Here is a 16,704-nt window from a genome sequence, read left to right as displayed (position 1 = left end):
TTCCCGGCGCCTGAGCGCAAGGGAGTCCTGGCCGCTCAGCGCAGCCGGTCGACGTACCGGTCGGTGCCCGGCACCGTGGGGACGAACGGGGCCACCAGCTCCACCCGGCCCAGGCCCGACTCGGCGAGGGCCGTGTCGAGTCCGGTGAAGTGCTTCTCCCAGCACTCCCGCGGGTCCGTCTCCAGGAACCACAGCAGGGTCAGCCGCGTGTCGACGCCCTCGACCTGCCGTACGTAGGTCATGCGGTCGCCGGGCAGGGGTGTCGGGCGGAAGACGGTCACCAGGGCGGCCGGGGAGCCCGCGACCCGCCGGGGCAGGTGGCGGGAGCGGAGCCAGTCGAGGAGTTCGGCGCGCCCGGCGGCGGACTCCGCGTCGACGACCTCCAGCACCAGGCCCGGGTAGGGGTGGTCGAGGGCGTGCTGGTCCCTCGGTCCGGCCGCGCCGTCGCGGTAGACGGTCGTCGCGTGGTCCTGGAACGCGGTGAGGACATGGGTGCGGTCGTGGTAGACGCGGGCGTCCCGGTTGAGCCGCTTGTTGATCGCGACGGTCCACTTCATGTGCTCGTCGTAGCGGCCCTCGGTGATCCAGTACGTCGAGAGGTAGCAGCCCGCGGTCACCGGCTGGGCGATCGCCGACTTCTCCGGATAGCGCAGGAGTTGCAGGTCCCTGGTGGCGACCCAGCGGCGGCCCGCGTACATCCAGGGCATGGCCATCGCGCCGGCGTAGTAGTGGTCGTCCTCGTACCAGCGGTTGTAGGCGTACTCGTGGCCCGGGTGCGGCTCGACCATGGTGATCAGGGCGTGGCCGGGGCGGACGCCGTAGGGGCCGGTGGCGGCCAGTTCGGCGTACGCGTCCACGTCACGGCGGGTCTCCTCGCTCATGCCGATCCCCTTCCTCGCCCTTCCGGCTTCTTCCGGTCCGTTCCGGCCTCTTCCGTCCGCTCCCGGACGCCCATACTCTGACGCTCCGTCAGACAATGCGCCATACCCGGGAGGTACGCGATGTCACTGCTGGACGGCAAGACCGTCGTCGTCTCGGGGGTCGGGGCCGGGCTCGGTCATCAGGTGGCGGCCGCGGTGGTGCGGGACGGCGGGAACGCCGTGCTGGGGGCGCGGACGGAGGCGAACCTCGCCAAGAGCGCCGCCGAGATCGACCCGGACGGCGCGCACACCGCGTACCGGGCGACCGACATCACCGACGAGGGGCAGTGCGCGGCGCTGGCGGGGCTGGCCTCGGAGCGGTTCGGGAGGATCGACGCCGTGGTGCACGTGGCGGCCTGGGACTCCTATTTCGGCGGTCTGGAGGACGCGGACTTCACGACCTGGCGGTCGGTGCTCGACGTGAACCTGCTGGGCTCGCTGCGGATGACGCGGGCGTGCCTGCCGGGACTGAAGGCGGGCGGGACGGGCAGGGGCGGCGGGTCGGTGGTGTTCATCGGGACCCAGTCGGCGGTGGCCGCCCCCTCGCAGGTGCGGCAGGCGGCGTACGCGGCGTCGAAGGGGGCGCTGACGAGCGCGATGTACTCGCTGGCGCGGGAGCTGGGGCCGTACCGGATCCGGGTCAACACCGTGCTGCCGGGCTGGATGTGGGGGCCGCCGGTCCAGGCGTACGTGCAGTTCACCGCGCACACCGAGGGGGTGCCGGAGGGGGAGGTGCTGTCCCGGCTGACCGAGCGGACGGCGCTGCCGGAGCTGGCGACGGACGGGGACGTGGCGGACGCGGCGGTGTTCCTGGCGTCCGACCGGGCGCGGGCGATCACGGGACAGTCGCTGCTGGTCAACGCCGGGGAGCTGATGCGCTGAGCCCTTTCCGCACCCCTCACAGACTGTTCATATAGGTGAACCAAGGTCAGCTAGCAGAACTATTTTGCCTGCTCTTGACCTACCGCTCGCTTGTCGTGCTCACGGACAACCACCCACGATGAGCGGGCACTTCGCGGCCTGAGGAGTCCACTCCCCGCTCAGGCGAAGTGCCCACCAGCTGAGCGGAGTTCACAAGGCGGACCCTGGAAGGGGGGCTCATGAACAGTCTCGACTGGGCCGTGCTCATCGGGTACTTCGGCGTGATGGTCGCGATCGGCATCTGGTCGCACAAGCGCGTGGACGACGTCAGCGACTTCTTCACCGCCGGCGGGAAGATGCCGTGGTGGCTGTCCGGCATCTCGCACCACATGTCGGGCTACAGCGCGGTGATGTTCACCGGGTACGCGGGCATCGCCTACACCTACGGCGTGACGTCTTTCGTGACCTGGTCCTTCCCCATCGCGCTCGGCATCGCCATCGGGTCGAAGCTGTTCGCGCCGCGGATCAACCGGCTGCGCTCCCGGTTGCACGTGGCCTCGCCGCTGGAGTACCTGAAGAACCGCTACAACCTGCCCACCCAGCAGGCGCTGGCCTGGTCCGGCATGCTGCTGAAGATCGTGGACGTCGGCGCGAAGTGGGCCGCGATCGCGACCCTGCTGTCCGTGTTCACCGGGGTCTCGCTGAACCAGGGCATCCTGATCACCGGCGGCATCACCGCCGTGTACTGCACCATCGGCGGGCTGTGGGCCGACGCGCTGACCGAACTCGGCCAGTTCGTCATCCAGTTGCTGGCGGGCCTCTCGATGTTCGTCGCGGTGGTGCTGAAGCTCGACGACAAGGGGATCGGGTTCTTCGACGCGTGGGACGAGCCCGCGCTGCACGGTCACGGCGACGGGCTGGCCGGCCCGTACGGCACGGTGTTCCTGCTCGCCTTCCTGTTCATCAAGCTCTTCGAGTACAACGGCGGGATGCTCAACCAGGCCCAGCGCTACATGGCCACGGCCGGACCGCGCGAGGCCGAGCGCTCGGCCCGGCTGTCCGCCGCGCTGTGGCTGGTGTGGCCGGTCGTCCTGTTCTTCCCCATGTGGATGTCACCGCTGCTGGTGCACGCCCAGAAGCCGGACGGCTCCGACTCCTACGGCCTGATGACCGAACAGCTGCTGCCGCACGGTCTGCTGGGCCTGGTCGTCGTCGGCTTCTTCTCGCACACCATGGCCATGTGCTCCTCCGACGCCAACGCGATCGCCGCGGTGTTCACCCGGGACGTGGCTCCCGTCCTGTCGGCGCGGGCCCGGGGCTGGAACGCGCGGTCGGGGCTGGTCGCGGCCCGGATCACCACGGTCGTCTTCCTCGCCCTGTCGATGTCGGTGGCGACCCAGGTCAACTCGCCGACGTTCAAGGACATCATCACCGTCGTCATCAAGTGGGTGGCCGGTCTGATGGGGCCGATCGCGATCCCGATGATGCTCGGCCTGCTCCGGCCCTTCCGCCGGTCGGGACCGACGGCCGCGCTCACCAGCTGGGCGATGGGACTGCTGACCTTCTGGCTGGTCAACTACCCGATCAACTGGAACGTCGACGGCGGGGTGCCGTTGCAGTACCAGGTGTCGGTGCCGCTGGCGGTCTCCCTGGTCCTCTACGTCCTGATCGGCTTCCTCAGGCCCGAGGACACCCCGGAGCGGCTGGCCGTCATCGAGCGGATCAACTCCGACGGCGACGGCGCGGCGGCCACGGCGGCCGTGCCGGCTCCGGCGGCCGGGGGTGCCGGCGCGGCGGTGAAGGACGACGTCGGGCGGTGAGCCCGGCGGCCCGGGGGCGGTCGGCCGCAGGGCCGGCCCCCTGGGCGGCGGGACGGGGCTCAGGTCCCTCGCGGGTAGCGCGCCAGCCATCCCGGGGACGCCCCCGCAGGACTGTGCAGCGCGGCCCCCTGGGTCATCTCCATCGCGAAGTCGTCGGCGAGTTCCAGGATCGTGGGACGGCCCTCCAGCTCGGCCAGCCAGGCCGGGGGCAGGGCCGTCTCGCCGTACAGCGCGCCCAGCAGCCCGCCGGCCATGGCGCCGGTGGGGGCGGACGGACCTCCGTGGTTCACGGCGAGACGCAGTCCGTGCCGCACGTCCTCGCCGGTCAGCGCACAGTAGACGGCGGCGGCCAGCAGGCCCTCCGCCGTGCCGGACGCGGACATCTCCGCCACCCGCTCCGGCGTCGGCGACCCCGGCCGGGCCGCGGCCAGCGCGTACTGAAGCGCGTCGGAGACCGCCTGGTTCCCGGGGCGGGAGGCGAGCAGCGCGAGCGCGTACTGCACGGCCCCTTCGAGGCTCTCGCCCCGGGCGAGCCCGTGCACGATCACCGCGTACGCGCCGGCCGCGAGACAGGCGTTGGGATGGCCGTGGGTCTGTGCCGCGCACTCCACGGCGAGCTGCACGACCAGCAGCGGCTCCCAGCCCACCAGCAGTCCGAAGGGCGCCGACCGGGCCGCCGCCTGCGGTCCGGACTCGCCGGGGTTCTTCGGCGCCTCCAGCGTGCCCATGTTGTCGTCGGCGAGGCCGAGCAGCAGGGCACGGGTGGGGTCCCGGCGCGCGTACAGCCACTCCTCGCGGGCGAGCCACCCGTCGTCCTTGCGGCGCTCGTCGGGCCCCCAGTCGCGCTGGGTGGCGGCCCAGCGCAGATACGCCCGGTGCAGATCGGTCGGCGGATGCCAGACGCCCGTGTCGCGCCGCACCTGCGCCCGTATCAGTCCGTCCACCGTGAACAGCGTCAGCTGGGTGAGATGGGTGACGGCACCGCGCCGCCCGTACGCGGGCACCGGATCGACGACGCCGTCCGCCCCGTGGGCCTCGCGGATCGCGTCGATGCCGAGCCCGTCGACGGGCGCGCCCAGCGCGTCCCCGAGCGCCACGCCGAGCAGCGTGCCGCGCACCCGCCCGCGGAAGTCCTGCTGCTCGGCGCGCCCCCAGACAGCGCCGGTCGTCGCACCCACCAAGACCTCCCGTGGCACCGTCCGTCGTACGACAGGGCAGCACTGTAATGGACCCGGAACGAGCACTTCAGGCAGTGGATCGGTATGCGTCGAGTAACCCGAGTGGTCGCTTGTGGTCAGTTTTCGGCCAGAAATGGAGACCCGGGGAGCGGGCGGTCAGTCGACGACGGTCACCTTGGTGCCGGTCGAGCCGAAGGCCCACAGCGCCGTGCCGTCGGCCTTGGGCATCCGGATGCCGCCGGTGGCGCTGCCCGAGGCGGGCGGGGGCGAGGCGCCGTTCACCGCGTTGGAGAAGGCGATGTTCACGCCGGAGGCGGTGGCGAAGTACATGATGTGCTCGATCGCGACGCCGTCGGAGCCGGTGGTGGCGTCCTTGCGGAGCGAGACCGTGTACTTGCCCGCGGCCGGGCTCACCGTGCCCGGCCAGACCGTGAAGGTGCGGCTCGTGGCGTCGCTCGCGTCGACCAGCCAGACGCGGTGCTGCCCGAGGGAGTAGACGATCCGGCGCCCGGCACCCGAGCCGTCGGGCACCGCCGCGGTCTTCGTCGGGGCGGGTGCGGGGCGGGGGCTCGCCGAGGCCGAAGCCGAGGCGGACGCCGTGGGGGCCGGCCGGCCGGTGGCCGAGGCCACGGGGCGCGCGCCCCCGTCCGCCTGCACCGCCAGGGTGGTGACCACGGCGATGGCCCCGACCGTCAGGCCGGTGACCCAGGCCGACGAGGGAAGCCGTCTGGCAGGCACGGACACGCGTCTCCTCCGCTCCAGGCCCCATCGAACATGGGGTCGGATCATCGTACTGCGAGCCCTCGGCGGCCCGGTTCCTCGGTCCGGGCGCCGGCCGGGCGCCCTCGGCCCGCCCGGCACCCGCCCCCGCGTCGGCTCAGTCCAGTACCGGCAGCAGCTCCGGCAGATGTCCGTCCGACGCCCGCGCCGCCCGCTGCCGCTCCTCCGGCACCTCGCCGTACAGGGTGGTGCGCGGCTTCGCCGGCCGGCCGGCCGCCTCGGCCACCGCGACCAGGTCCTTGACCGACTTGTAGGAGCCGTACGACGAGCCCGCCATCCGCGAGATCGTCTCCTCCATCAGCGTGCCGCCCAGGTCGTTCGCCCCGGAGCGGAGCATCTCCGCCGCGCCCTGTGCGCCCAGCTTCACCCAGCTCGTCTGGATGTTCGGGATGTGCGGGTGCAGCAGCAGCCGCGCCATCGCCGTCACCGCCCGGTTGTCCCGCGTCGAGGGGCCGGGACGCGCGATGCCCGCCAGGTAGACCGGCGCGTTGGTGTGGATGAACGGCAGCGTCACGAACTCCGTGAAACCGCCGGTCCGCTGCTGGATCCCGGCCAGCGTGCGCAGATGGCCCAGCCAGTGGCGGGGCTGGTCCACATGGCCGTACATCATCGTCGAGGACGAGCGGATGCCCAGCTCGTGCGCCGTGGTCACCACCTCGATCCAGGTCGCGGCCGGCAGCTTGCCCTTGGTCAGGACCCAGCGGACCTCGTCGTCGAGGATCTCCGCCGCCGTGCCGGGGATCGAGTCGAGCCCCGCCTCCCTGGCCGCCGTCAGCCACTCGCGGATCGACAGGCCGGTCCGGGTCGCGCCGTTGACGACCTCCATGGGCGAGAAGGCGTGCACATGCATGCCGGGGACGCGTTCCTTGACCGCCCTCGCGATGTCGAAGTACGCCGTGCCGGGCAGGTCGGGATGGATGCCGCCCTGCATGCAGACCTCCACCGCGCCCACCTCCCACGCCTGCTGGGCGCGGTCGGCGACCTGGTCCAGGGAGAGCGTGTAGGCGTCCGCGTCGGTGCGGCGCTGGGCGAAGGCGCAGAAGCGGCAGCCGGTGTAGCAGACGTTGGTGAAGTTGATGTTGCGGGTGACGATGTACGTGACCTCGTCGCCGACCGCGGATCTGCGGACGTCGTCCGCGACCGCGCACAGCGCGTCCAGCGCCGGGCCGTCCGCGTGCAGCAGGGCCAGCGCCTCGTCGTCGGTCAGCTTCGTCGGGTCGTCGGCCGCCGTCGCCAGGGCCGCGCGGACGTCCGTGTCGATGCGCTCCGGCGCCATGCCGGGCGCGGCCGCCTCGCGCAGGGCGCCCCAGTCGCCGTACACCTCGTCGAAGTCGTCGCGCCGGTCGGACGTACGGCCGTCGGTGTCGATGGTGCGGTGCAGGTCGGTGCGGCCGGTGGCGGTGAACGCCTCCTCCGGCTCCTGCCACGGCCTGCCCTCGACCACCGCGTCCGGCAGGGCCAGGCCGGTCTCCGGGTCCGCGAGCGCCCGTACGTGCGGCAGCAGCCGCGGGTCCAGCCAGGGTTCGCCGCGAAGGACGAACTCCGGGTAGACGCAGAGGCGTTCGCGCAGTTCGAAGCCCGCCGCCGCGGAGCGCGCCGCGAGTTCCTCGATCTGCGGCCAGGGGCGCTCGGGGTTGACGTGGTCGATGGTGAGCGGGGAGACCCCGCCCCAGTCGTCGATGCCGGCGCCGATGAGCCGCTCGTACTCCGAGTCCACGAGGTTGGGCGGGGCCTGGAGGCAGGCGGACGGGCCCATGATGTGCCGGGCCACGGCCACCGTGGCGACGAGCTCGTCCAGTTCGGCGTCCGGCATACCGCGCATCGCCGTGTCCGGCTTGGCGCGGAAGTTCTGGATGATCAGTTCCTGGACGCCGTGGTAGGACCGGGCGGTCCGGCGCAGCGCGAACAGGGAGTCGGCGCGCTCCTCGTAGGTCTCGCCGATCCCGATCAGGATGCCGGACGTGAACGGGACCGAGGAGCGGCCCGCGTCCTCGAGGACCCTCAGCCGGACGGCCGGCTCCTTGTCCGGGGAGCCGTGGTGCGGGCCGCCGGGCTCGGACCACAGCCGGGTGGCGGTGGTCTCCAGCATCATGCCCATGCTGGGCGCGACCGGCTTCAGGCGCTGGAAGTCCGTCCACGTCACGACGCCCGGGTTGAGGTGCGGGAGCAGGCCCGTCTCCTCCAGGATGCGGATGGAGATCGCCCGGACGTAGGCGACGGTGTCGTCGTAGCCGTGCGCGTCGAGCCACTCGCGGGCCTCGGGCCAGCGGTCCTCGGGCTTGTCGCCGAGGGTGATGAGGGCTTCCTTGCAGCCGAGCGCGGCGCCCTTGCGGGCGATGTCGAGGACCTCGTCGGGCGACATGAACATCCCGTGTCCGGCGCGGCGCAGTTTGCCGGGGACGGTGACGAAGGTGCAGTAGTGGCACTTGTCCCGGCACAGCCGGGTGAGGGGGACGAAGACGCTCTTGGAGTAGGTGATGACGCCGGGGCGGCCGGCCGCTTCGAGGCCCGCGTCCCGCACCCGGGCGGCGGACGCGGCGAGGTCGTCGAGGGCCTCGCCGCGCGCCTGGAGCAGCACCGCCGCCTCGCCGGCGTCGAGCGCGACACCGTCCCGGGCACGTTTGAGGGCGCGACGCATGGAGTTCTCGGTGGGGCCGGTGGGGCCGGTTCCGGAGGTCGCGGGAGTCGTCATCCTTCGAGCATACGATCGCGCTGATCAGGCCGGACGAGTCGTGTCCAAAACCCTTCGCGCCGCGGACGGTGACACGGCGTCGCCCCGGGCGGCGCTTCCGGCCGGACGGACCGCGTGCGCCCGCGGCCGTCCGGCGTGCGCGTCGGGCCGGGGTTCCCCGCACGGCCCGTGCCTCTCCGAAATCCCGCGCTCCCCTTCCCTCGCACGGGAGTTCACGTCCGGGCAGCAAGCTGGCGGACACCACCCCGCACCACCTCCGCACCACCCCCTGCACCACCCGTGCCATGTCACCGACGACACCTGGGGAGCCGCAGCATGTGCGAGGAACACGCCGGAATCGCAAGACGCGCCCTGTTCGTGACGGGAGCGGCCGCCGCCCTTACGTTGGGAAGCGTGAGCTTCGCCGCGGCGGACGGCCGGGACCAGGAGACGAGGACGGTGCGCGGCACGCTGCCCACCGGCTCACCGGACTTCGTGTACGTCCCGCTCGAAGTGCCCGCCGGGGTACGGGAGCTCAAGGTCGCGTACAGCTACGACAAGCCGTCCGTCCCGGCCGGCACCGCGGGCAACGCCCTCGACATCGGCGTCTTCGACGAGCGCGGCACCGAGCTCGGCGGCCGGGGCTTTCGCGGCTGGTCGGGCGGGGCGCGCTCGGAGTTCTTCGTCCGGGCGGACGACGCGACGCCCGGCTACCTCCCGGGGCCGGTGCGCGAGGGCACCTGGCACATCGCCCTCGGCCCCTACACGGTGGCGCCGCAGGGACTGAACTACGAGATCACCGTCACGCTGACGTACGGGGAGCCGGGCGTCACGCCGGAGCCGGTCCACCCGCCCGCCCGGGCCAAGGGGCGGGGACGGGCCTGGTACCGGGGCGACTGCCATCTGCACTCCTGGCACTCCGACGGCCGCCGCACCCCGGCGGAGATCGCGGCGCTGGCGCGCGCGGCGGGCCTGGACTTCATCAACTCCTCCGACCACAACACCCACTCGGCGCACGCGCACTGGGCGGACGCGGCCGGCGACGACCTGCTGGTCATGCTGGGCGAGGAGGTCACCACGAGGAACGGCCACGTCCTGGCGCTGGGCACGGACCCCGGCACCTTCGTCGACTGGCGCTACCGGGCCCGCGACAACCGCTTCGGCCGGTTCGCCCGCCGGATCCGCGGCGCGGGGGGCCTGGTCGTCCCCGCCCACCCGCACGCCACCTGTGTCGGCTGCGGCTGGAAGTTCGGCTTCGGGGACGCGGACGCGGTGGAGGTGTGGAACGGTCCGTACACCCCGGACGACGAGGTGACGCTGGCCGACTGGGACAACATGCTCGTCGCGTCGGTGCGGGAGGGCGGCCGGGGCTGGATCCCGGCGATGGGCAACAGCGACGCCCACCGGGACCCGGACGTGGTGGGCTCCCCGCAGACGGTGGTGCTGGCCGACGACCTGACCCGGGAGGCGATCCAGGACGGCATCCGGGCGGGCCGCTCCTACGTGGCCGAGTCGAACCGGCTCTCGCTGTCCTTCACGGCGACCGGGCCCCGCGGTGAGCACGCGGGCATCGGCGGGCGCCTGGCGGTGCCCCGGGACGCCCCGGTCACGGTCCGGCTGGAGGTGACCGGCGCCCCGCGCTGCACGGTCCGCCTGGTCACCGACCAGGGGGTGCTGTTCACCGCCGACCCGCTGCCGGTGTCCGGCTCGGGCACGGTCGAGTGGCACACCACCCCGTCGTACGCGGCCTACGTACGGGCGGAACTGCGGCACGAGGCGGCGGCGGGGCCGCTGCCGGGGGCGCTGGCGGCGTTCACCAACCCGATCTTCCTGGGGCGTTAGCCCTTCTGGTCCTCCCCCTCCAGGGCCAGGTCCGCGACGACCGCCGCGTGGTCCGAGGGCCACATCCCGTCGACCGGCCCGTCCCCGGCCCGCCGTACGGCCCTCACATGGCCGAGGCCGCCGGGGCCGGGCGGCCCGACGTGGATGTAGTCGATGCGCGCGGGCGGGCTCTGGGGGCCGACGTAGCCGTTGGCCGGGTCCCAGGTGGCCCAGGGGGCCGCCGGGTCGGCGTACTCCCAGGCGTCGAGGAAGACCTGTCCGGGGGCGGCGGGAGCGGTCTTGTAGCCCCCGAACCGCCGGATCTCGTCGGAGTCCGGCCAGGCGTTGAAGTCGCCCGTGACGACGGGCGGGAAGTCGGTGCCGTCCCGGTGCGCGGCGACGAACTCCGCGAGCGCGGTGACCTGGTCGACGCGTACCGCCGAGGCGTGGATGGCCGAGGTGAGATGGACGGTGAAGAAGGGCATCTCGTGGGCGGGGGTGGCGATCCGGGTGTGCAGGGCGAGCCGTCCGTCGTACAGGTCGTCGGGGGCCGGCAGCCGCAGCACCTCCTGCGTCACGATCGGCCAGCGGCTGAGCACGGCGTTGCCGACCTGGACCGCCGGGTCCCCTATCCGCCGCTGCCAGCGCTCCGACGCGTCGGACGGGGCCCAGGCCCAGTGCATCCCGAGGTCGGCCGCCAGCCACTGCGCGAGGTTCTCACCGCCGCACTCCCACACCTCCTGGAGGCCGACGACATCGGGCCGCAGCTCTCTCAGCACGGCCAGGATCGCCTTCTGCCGCTCCTGCCAGGGGCCGAAACGCCACCAGAGGTTCCAGGTCACGACCCGCATCCGCAGCCACCAGCTCTCGTCGTGCGACATCGGGGACCATTGAAGCAACTCCCTTGTGCCACACACCAGACCTGACAGGAGTCTCACAGGCAATGCCCCGTCACACCGACCTCAGATTCCGCGCGACGACGGCCTTCCAGCGGCACGTCGCCAACCCGCTCGTGCGCCGGCTGCCGTTCCAGACGCTCCTGGAGACCACGGGCCGCGTCTCCGGCCTGCCCCGGCGCACCCCGCTCGGCGGCCGCCGCGTCGGCGACTCCTTCTGGCTGGTCTCGGAGTTCGGGGACCGCTCGCAGTACGTCCGCAACATCCGGGCGGACCCCCGGGTGCGGGTGCGCATCCGGGGCCGCTGGCACGAGGGCACGGCGCATCTCCTGCCCGACGACGACCCGGTGGCCCGGCTGCGCACCCTGCCCCGCGGCAACAGCGCCGCGGTACGGCTGCTCGGGACGCGGCTGCTGACGGTGCGGGTCGATCTGGGCGGGGGCCGGCCATGACGGGCGGTCCCGGTCACCCCGGCCAGACGATCGACTGCACCTCGCTGTAGGCGTGCAGGGCGTAGGAGCCGACGTCCCGGCCGACGCCGCTCTTCCGGAACCCGCCGAAGGGGGCCTCCATGTTGCGGCCGACGGTGTTGACGCCGACCCCGCCGGTGCGCAGCCGCCTGGCCACCCGGAAGGCGCGGGCCACGTCCGCGGACCACACGTAGTCGATCAGGCCGTAGTCGCAGTCGTTGGCGAGGGCCACCCCCTCGTCCTCCTCGTCGAAGGGGATGACCACGACCACCGGGCCGAAGATCTCCTCGCGGGCCACCCGCAGGTCGTTGGTGCAGTCGGCGAGCAGGGTGGGGGCGACGTAGAACCCCCGCTCCAGGGGCGGGCGTTCGCCGCCGGTGACCACCACCGCGCCCTCCTTGCGGCCCAGTTCGACGTACGACTCGACCCGGTCGCGGTGCGCCGCCGAGATCACCGGCCCGACGACCGTGTCCGGCTCCCGCGGGTCCCCGACCTTCAACCGGCGTGCGTACGCGGCCAGTCGGTCCACCAGCCGGGCGTACACCCCGCGCTGGGCCAGCACCCGGGTCGGGGCCGTGCAGATCTGGCCGCTGTAGAAGGAGAAGGTGGTGCCTATGCCAGCCACCGCCGAGTCGAGGTCCGCGTCGTCGAGGACCAGTGCCGCGCCCTTGCCGCCCAGTTCCATCAGCTGGCGCTTCATGTGCCGCCCGCACACCTCGGCGATGCGCTGTCCGACCGCCGTGGAGCCGGTGAAGCTGACCATGTCCACGTCCGGTGACTCCACGGCCGCCTCGCCGACCGCGACCGAGCGGCCGGAGACGACGTTCACGACCCCGCGCGGCACCCCCGCCTCCTCCAGCGCCCGCGCCATCCGGTAGACGGACAGCGGGTCCTGCGGGGCCGGTTTGACCACCACCGTGTTGCCCATGGCCAGAGCGGGGGCGATCTTCCCGGCCGGGTTCGCCCAGGGGTTGTTGTACGAGGTGACGCAGGCGACCACCCCGACCGGCCGGCGGGCGGCGAGCGCGCCCATGACCGCCGCCCGCCCCATCGGCCCGGCCTCGTTGATCTGCGGCTGCACCGGCCACTCGGCGGGCTCCACGCGCGCGTAGCGGCGGAAGCGGGCCGCCGCCACGCCCACCTGCATGGCCCGCGCGGTGGCCGTGGTGGCGCCGGTCTCCGCCCGCGCCAGCTCCGCGTACGGCACCAGCCGGGCGCGGATGATGTCCGCCGCGCGGGCCAGCACCGCCGCCCGCCCCTCGGGCGCGGTGCGCGACCAGGGCCCGAACGCCTCGTGGGCCGCCGCGCAGGCCGCGCGGACCTGCTCGGGCGAGGCCTCCGGCGCCCGGCCGACCGTGCCCTCGGTCGCCGGGTCGGTCACCTCGTAGCACCCGCCGTCCGGCTCCACCCAGTCGCCGCCGACGAACAGCTTTCCGGCGTCGCTCACCTCGTGCCCACCGTCCGGGTGTCCCGCCCCGAGCGCAGGACGCGGCCCGGCACGGCGCCGGTCACCACGTCGTCCCGGATCACCGCGGTCCCGTTGACCCAGACCGCCCGCACCCCGATCGCCCGGGAGTCCAGCCGTGGACCGTCTCCCGGCAGGTCGTGCACCAGGGTGGCCTTGCCCGCGTCGATCCGCTCCGGGTCGAAGAGCACCAGGTCCGCATGCCAGCCCTCCCGCACCCGGCCCCGCTCGCGCAGTCCGAACAGCCGCGCCGGGTCGTCGGTCAGCATCTTCACCGCCTGCTCCAGCCCGGCCAGCTTCCGGCCGCGCAGGCAGTCGCCGAGGAAGCGGGTGGTGTACGGGGCTCCGCACATGCGGTCCAGGTGCGCGCCCGCGTCGGAGCCGCCGAGCAGGACGTCCTCGTGCCGCCAGGTCTCGGCCCGCAGGGCCCAGGAGTCGGGGTCGTTGTCGGTGGGCATCGGCCACAGGACGGTACGGAGCCCGTCGGCGGAGCAGATCTCCACCAGGCAGGTGAAGGGGTCCTGGCCGCGTTCGGCGGCGATGTCCCGCACCACCCGGCCGGTCAGTCCCTCGTTCGCCGGGCTGTAGGTGTCGCCGATGACGTACCGGCCGAAGTTCACCAGCCGCCGGAAGACCCCGGCCTCCGGGGAGTTCGCGCGCCGCACCAGCTCGGCCCGCACCCCGGGGTCCCCCAGCCGCGCGATCCGCTCGGGCACGGGCAGGCCCAGGACCGGGCCCCAGCCGGGGATCAGGTTCAGCGCGCAGAACGTGCCCAGCGACATGTTCATCGGCGTGAGGATCGGCATGGTCAGGGCGACCACCCGGCCGCCCGCCTTGCGGGCCCGCTCGCTCGCCGTGAGCTGCCGCGGCACCCGCTCCGGGACCGCCGCGTCGACGGTGAGGACGTTCCAGTTCAGGGGGCGTCCGGCGGCCGCGCTCAGCTCGACGAGCAGGTCGATCTCTTCGTCGCTGAACTGGTCCAGGCAGCCCGCGACGATCGCCTCGATCTGGGTGCCCTCGTGCTCGCCGACCGCTTTGGCCAGCGCCAGCAGCTCCTCGGGCCGGGCGTGCCGGGAGGCGACCGGCCGGCCGTCGCCGTCGGAGTGGGTCGAGGACTGGGTGGTGGAGAAGCCCCAGGCACCGGCGTCCATGGCGTCGTGGAAGAGGCGCAGCATGGCCGTGAGCTGCTCCGGCGTGGGCTGTCCGCCGACCGCGTCCGGCCCCATCACATGGCGGCGCAGCGCGCAGTGGCCGACCATGAACCCCGCGTTGACGGCGATCCGGCCCTCCAGGGCGTCCAGGTACTCGCCGAAGGTGTGCCAGTCCCAGGGCGCCCCCTCCTCCAGGGCGACCAGGGACATGCCCTCGACCTTGGACATCATGCGGCGGGTGTAGTCGGCGTCCTCGGGACGGGCCGGGTTCAGCGGCGCGAGCGTGAACCCGCAGTTCCCGGCGGCGACCGTGGTCACCCCGTGGTTGAGGGACGGGGTGGCGTACGGGTCCCAGAAGAGCTGGGCGTCGTAGTGGGTGTGCGGGTCGACGAACCCGGGCGCGAGGACGAGCCCGGTGGCGTCCTCGCTGGTGCGGGATTCCTCGGTGACGGTGCCGACGACGGCGATCCGACCGTCACGGACACCGACGTCGGCAACGAATCCGGGCCCGCCGGTCCCGTCGACGACGGTCGCCCCTCCGATGACGTGATCAAGCACGAGGGCTCCCCTCCGGACTCGGGTACGACTCCCGCCTCTCAGGGGCGCGGGGCGTATCGATGTGCGGCTCCGCCGCGTGGGCGCGACCGGCCACACACGACCCGCACCCGCCGACGGCGCTCACGCGGCGGCCCGGAACCGCGACGTCCGGTGGACGGGATCCGTGTCGATCTTCGGGATCACGTGCTCCCCGATCAGCCGGATCGTCTGGAGGGTCTCCTCCTTGGGCACCCCCACCGGCAGCCCGAAGCTGAGCTGGTCCGCCCCCGCCTGCTCCCACCGCTTGCACTGCCGCAGCACCTCGTCCGGATCGCCGCAGATCAGCAGTTCCTCCTCGATGAGGAGTTCGACGAACTCGGGGGTGTACTCGGGCAGGGTCTCCGGCCAGACGGGGAAGCCCTCGGGGCGCGGGAAGGTGTCGTGGTAGCGGAAGACGAGGGAGGGCAGGTAGTGCAGGCCGCCCGCGGTGGCGATCCGGATCGCCTCGTCGTGCGTGGGCGCGCAGATCGCGGTGGTCGTCACCATCACGTTGTCGTTGACGAAGTCGCCGATCGGTTCGGCGTTCACGATCGCCGTCTTGTACTGCTCCAGCACCCATTCCATGTCGGCGACCTTCTGGATGCTGAAGCCGAGGACGCCGAGCCCCTTGCGGGCGGCCATGGCGTACGACGGCGGGGATCCGGCCGCGTACCACATCGCCGGGTGCGACTTCCCGTACGGCTTGGGCAGGATCTTGCGCGGCGGGAGCTGCCAGTGCTTGCCCTGGAAGCCGACGTACTCGTCCTGGAGCCACATCTTGGGGAACTCGGCGATGGTCTCCTCCCAGATCTCCTTGGTGTGGTTCATGTCGGTCACACCAGGGATGAACCCGAGGATCTCGTGCGAGCCGGCGCCGCGTCCGCTGCCGAACTCGAAGCGGTTGCCGCTGAGGTGGTCGAGCATGGCGACCTTCTCGGCGACCTTCACCGGATGGTTGACCTGGGCGAGGGGGTTGAAGATGCCCGAGCCGAGGTGGATGCGGTCGGTGGCGTGCGCGAGGTAGCCGAGGTAGACGTCGTTGGCGGAGAGGTGCGAGTACTCCTCCAGGAAGTGGTGTTCCGAGGCCCAGGCGTACTTGAAGCCGGAGCGGTCCGCCTGGATGACGTACTCGGTCTCCTCCATCAGCGCCTTGTGCTCGGCGAGCGGGTCGGTCTCGGCGCGCTTGCCGACGTATCCCTGTACAAAGAGCCCGAATTCCACGGCGGTTCACCGTCCCAAATTTCCTGACGCTCCGTCAGATACCGTTCGTTGGCCGACTCTCGCACCGGCCGCTTCCACCGTCAATAGCTGACGAGACGTCAGATAACGCTGACCCCGGCCAGCCAGCCCCCGTCGATCACGAACGGCTGTCCGGTGATGTACGACGAGTCGTCCGAGGTCAGGAACAGCGCCAGCCGGGCCACCTCCTCGGCGCGCCCGATCCGCCCGAGCGGCACGAGCTTGCGGTACAGCTCGTCCAGGGCGCGGCTCATCGCCGCCGGATCCGCGTCCGGGTCCAGCCGTGCCGGGTTGGACATCGCGGTGTCGATGGCGCCGGGGCAGATCGCGTTGACCCGGATCCCCCGGCCGGCGAGCTCCAGCGCGGCGACCCGGGTGAGTCCGAGCACCGCGTGCTTGGTCGCGGAGTACGTCCCCACCGCCGCCATCCCGGTCAGCGCGGTGTAGGACGCCGTGTTGACGATGGTCCCGCCGTCGGCCAGCTCCGGTGCCACCGTCTTCATGCCCAGGAAGCAGCCGACCTGGTTGACCTGCACGACCTGCATGAACTCGTCGAGGGGCGTGTCCACGAGGGCGTTGAAGCGCAGGATGCCCGCGTTGTTCACCAGCCCGTCGAGGCGGCCGTACGCCGTCTTCGCGGCGGCGACGGCGGCCTGCCACTCCTGCTCCATGCCCACGTCGAGGTGGACGTAGCGCGCCCCTATCTCCTTGGCGAGCGCCTCGCCCAGGTCGTCCAGCACATCCGCCACGACCACGCTCGCGCCCTCCGCCACGAAGAGCCGCGCCTCCTGCTCGCCCTGCCCGCGGGCCGCCCCGGTGACGATGACGACCCGCCCGTCCAGCTTGCCCATGCCAC

At 72.6% G+C, this 16,704-nt stretch carries 13 protein-coding genes; 4 read left to right on the top strand and 9 right to left on the bottom strand.

From position 1 onward, the window contains the following. Positions 1–35 precede the first annotated feature (35 nt). Positions 36–881 carry a hypothetical protein gene (locus ACZ60B_RS14480; RefSeq protein WP_469386710.1) on the bottom strand — a complete coding sequence of 282 codons (846 nt, stop codon included), beginning with the start codon at positions 879–881 and terminating at the stop codon, positions 36–38. Positions 882–1,001: 120 nt separating this feature from the next. Here ACZ60B_RS14480 and ACZ60B_RS14475 point away from each other — a divergent pair, with 120 nt between their 5' ends. Next, the gene (locus tag ACZ60B_RS14475; RefSeq protein ID WP_469386708.1) at positions 1,002–1,802 is read left to right on the top strand and encodes an SDR family oxidoreductase; all 801 of its coding nucleotides are present in this window, start codon (positions 1,002–1,004) and stop codon (positions 1,800–1,802) included. 218 nt (positions 1,803–2,020) lie between these two features. Then, positions 2,021–3,601 (top strand): sodium:solute symporter family protein, encoded by a 1,581-nt coding sequence (locus ACZ60B_RS14470; RefSeq protein ID WP_469386706.1) that lies wholly within the window; start codon positions 2,021–2,023, stop codon positions 3,599–3,601. 59 nt (positions 3,602–3,660) lie between these two features. On the opposite strand, the gene ACZ60B_RS14465 is transcribed toward ACZ60B_RS14470, so the two are convergent. The 3 genes from ACZ60B_RS14465 to ACZ60B_RS14455 all read right to left on the bottom strand — a co-directional run bounded on the left by ACZ60B_RS14465 (position 3,661) and on the right by ACZ60B_RS14455 (position 8,251). Continuing rightward, complete coding sequence (locus tag ACZ60B_RS14465) at positions 3,661–4,779, bottom strand: ADP-ribosylglycohydrolase family protein (RefSeq protein WP_469386704.1); 1,119 nt, start codon at positions 4,777–4,779, stop codon at positions 3,661–3,663. A 156-nt stretch (positions 4,780–4,935) separates the two neighbouring features. Further along, positions 4,936–5,523, bottom strand: a complete 588-nt coding sequence (locus ACZ60B_RS14460; protein WP_469386702.1) for a hypothetical protein — start codon at positions 5,521–5,523, stop codon at positions 4,936–4,938. A 133-nt stretch (positions 5,524–5,656) separates the two neighbouring features. Then, positions 5,657–8,251, bottom strand: a complete 2,595-nt coding sequence (locus tag ACZ60B_RS14455; RefSeq protein WP_469386700.1) for a bifunctional FO biosynthesis protein CofGH — start codon at positions 8,249–8,251, stop codon at positions 5,657–5,659. Between the two features lie 315 nt (positions 8,252–8,566). On the opposite strand from ACZ60B_RS14455, the gene ACZ60B_RS14450 reads away from it, so the two are divergent. Next, positions 8,567–10,072 carry a CehA/McbA family metallohydrolase gene (locus ACZ60B_RS14450; protein WP_469386698.1) on the top strand — a complete coding sequence of 502 codons (1,506 nt, stop codon included), beginning with the start codon at positions 8,567–8,569 and terminating at the stop codon, positions 10,070–10,072. Here the strand turns inward: ACZ60B_RS14450 and ACZ60B_RS14445 are convergent. After that, positions 10,069–10,902 carry an endonuclease/exonuclease/phosphatase family protein gene (locus ACZ60B_RS14445; RefSeq protein ID WP_469387025.1) on the bottom strand — a complete coding sequence of 278 codons (834 nt, stop codon included), beginning with the start codon at positions 10,900–10,902 and terminating at the stop codon, positions 10,069–10,071. The genes ACZ60B_RS14450 and ACZ60B_RS14445 overlap by 4 nt on opposite strands. A gap of 92 nt (positions 10,903–10,994) precedes the next feature. Between ACZ60B_RS14445 and ACZ60B_RS14440 the strand changes: the two genes are divergently transcribed. Then, positions 10,995–11,399, top strand: coding sequence for a nitroreductase/quinone reductase family protein (locus ACZ60B_RS14440; RefSeq protein WP_469386696.1), 405 nt, complete (start codon positions 10,995–10,997; stop codon positions 11,397–11,399). A 13-nt stretch (positions 11,400–11,412) separates the two neighbouring features. On the opposite strand, the gene ACZ60B_RS14435 is transcribed toward ACZ60B_RS14440, so the two are convergent. The 4 genes from ACZ60B_RS14435 to ACZ60B_RS14420 all read right to left on the bottom strand — a co-directional run bounded on the left by ACZ60B_RS14435 (position 11,413) and on the right by ACZ60B_RS14420 (position 16,699). Next, a complete protein-coding gene (locus ACZ60B_RS14435; RefSeq protein ID WP_469386694.1) occupies positions 11,413–12,864 on the bottom strand; it encodes an aldehyde dehydrogenase family protein in 1,452 nt (483 codons plus the stop codon). Continuing rightward, on the bottom strand, positions 12,861–14,591 hold the full coding sequence (locus ACZ60B_RS14430) for an N-acyl-D-amino-acid deacylase family protein (protein ID WP_469386692.1): 1,731 nt from the start codon (positions 14,589–14,591) through the stop codon (positions 12,861–12,863). The genes ACZ60B_RS14435 and ACZ60B_RS14430 overlap by 4 nt, the downstream gene beginning before the upstream one ends. Positions 14,592–14,711: 120 nt before the next feature. Next, entirely contained in the window at positions 14,712–15,830 is a 1,119-nt protein-coding gene (locus ACZ60B_RS14425) for an LLM class flavin-dependent oxidoreductase (protein ID WP_469386690.1), read from the bottom strand. Between the two features lie 98 nt (positions 15,831–15,928). Continuing rightward, on the bottom strand, positions 15,929–16,699 hold the full coding sequence (locus tag ACZ60B_RS14420; RefSeq protein WP_469386688.1) for an SDR family NAD(P)-dependent oxidoreductase: 771 nt from the start codon (positions 16,697–16,699) through the stop codon (positions 15,929–15,931). Positions 16,700–16,704: the final 5 nt, after the last annotated feature.

The sequence above is a fragment of the Streptomyces sp. NPDC104096 genome, from assembly GCF_055584385.1.
The sequence above is the reverse complement of the archived record's forward strand: the minus strand, read 5'-3'. Positions and strand labels throughout refer to the sequence as shown.

What these genes read in the sequence shown, in the direction of transcription:
- ACZ60B_RS14420 (WP_469386688.1), bottom strand. Translation starts at nt 16,699, where the DNA reads ATGGGCAAGCTGGACGGGCGGGTCGTCATCGTCACCGGGGCGGCCCGC.
- ACZ60B_RS14440 (WP_469386696.1), top strand. Translation starts at nt 10,995, where the DNA reads ATGCCCCGTCACACCGACCTCAGATTCCGCGCGACGACGGCCTTCCAG.
- ACZ60B_RS14445 (WP_469387025.1), bottom strand. Translation starts at nt 10,902, where the DNA reads ATGCGGGTCGTGACCTGGAACCTCTGGTGGCGTTTCGGCCCCTGGCAG.
- ACZ60B_RS14470 (WP_469386706.1), top strand. Translation starts at nt 2,021, where the DNA reads ATGAACAGTCTCGACTGGGCCGTGCTCATCGGGTACTTCGGCGTGATG.
- ACZ60B_RS14475 (WP_469386708.1), top strand. Translation starts at nt 1,002, where the DNA reads ATGTCACTGCTGGACGGCAAGACCGTCGTCGTCTCGGGGGTCGGGGCC.
- ACZ60B_RS14480 (WP_469386710.1), bottom strand. Translation starts at nt 881, where the DNA reads ATGAGCGAGGAGACCCGCCGTGACGTGGACGCGTACGCCGAACTGGCC.
- ACZ60B_RS14455 (WP_469386700.1), bottom strand. Translation starts at nt 8,251, where the DNA reads ATGACGACTCCCGCGACCTCCGGAACCGGCCCCACCGGCCCCACCGAG.
- ACZ60B_RS14450 (WP_469386698.1), top strand. Translation starts at nt 8,567, where the DNA reads ATGTGCGAGGAACACGCCGGAATCGCAAGACGCGCCCTGTTCGTGACG.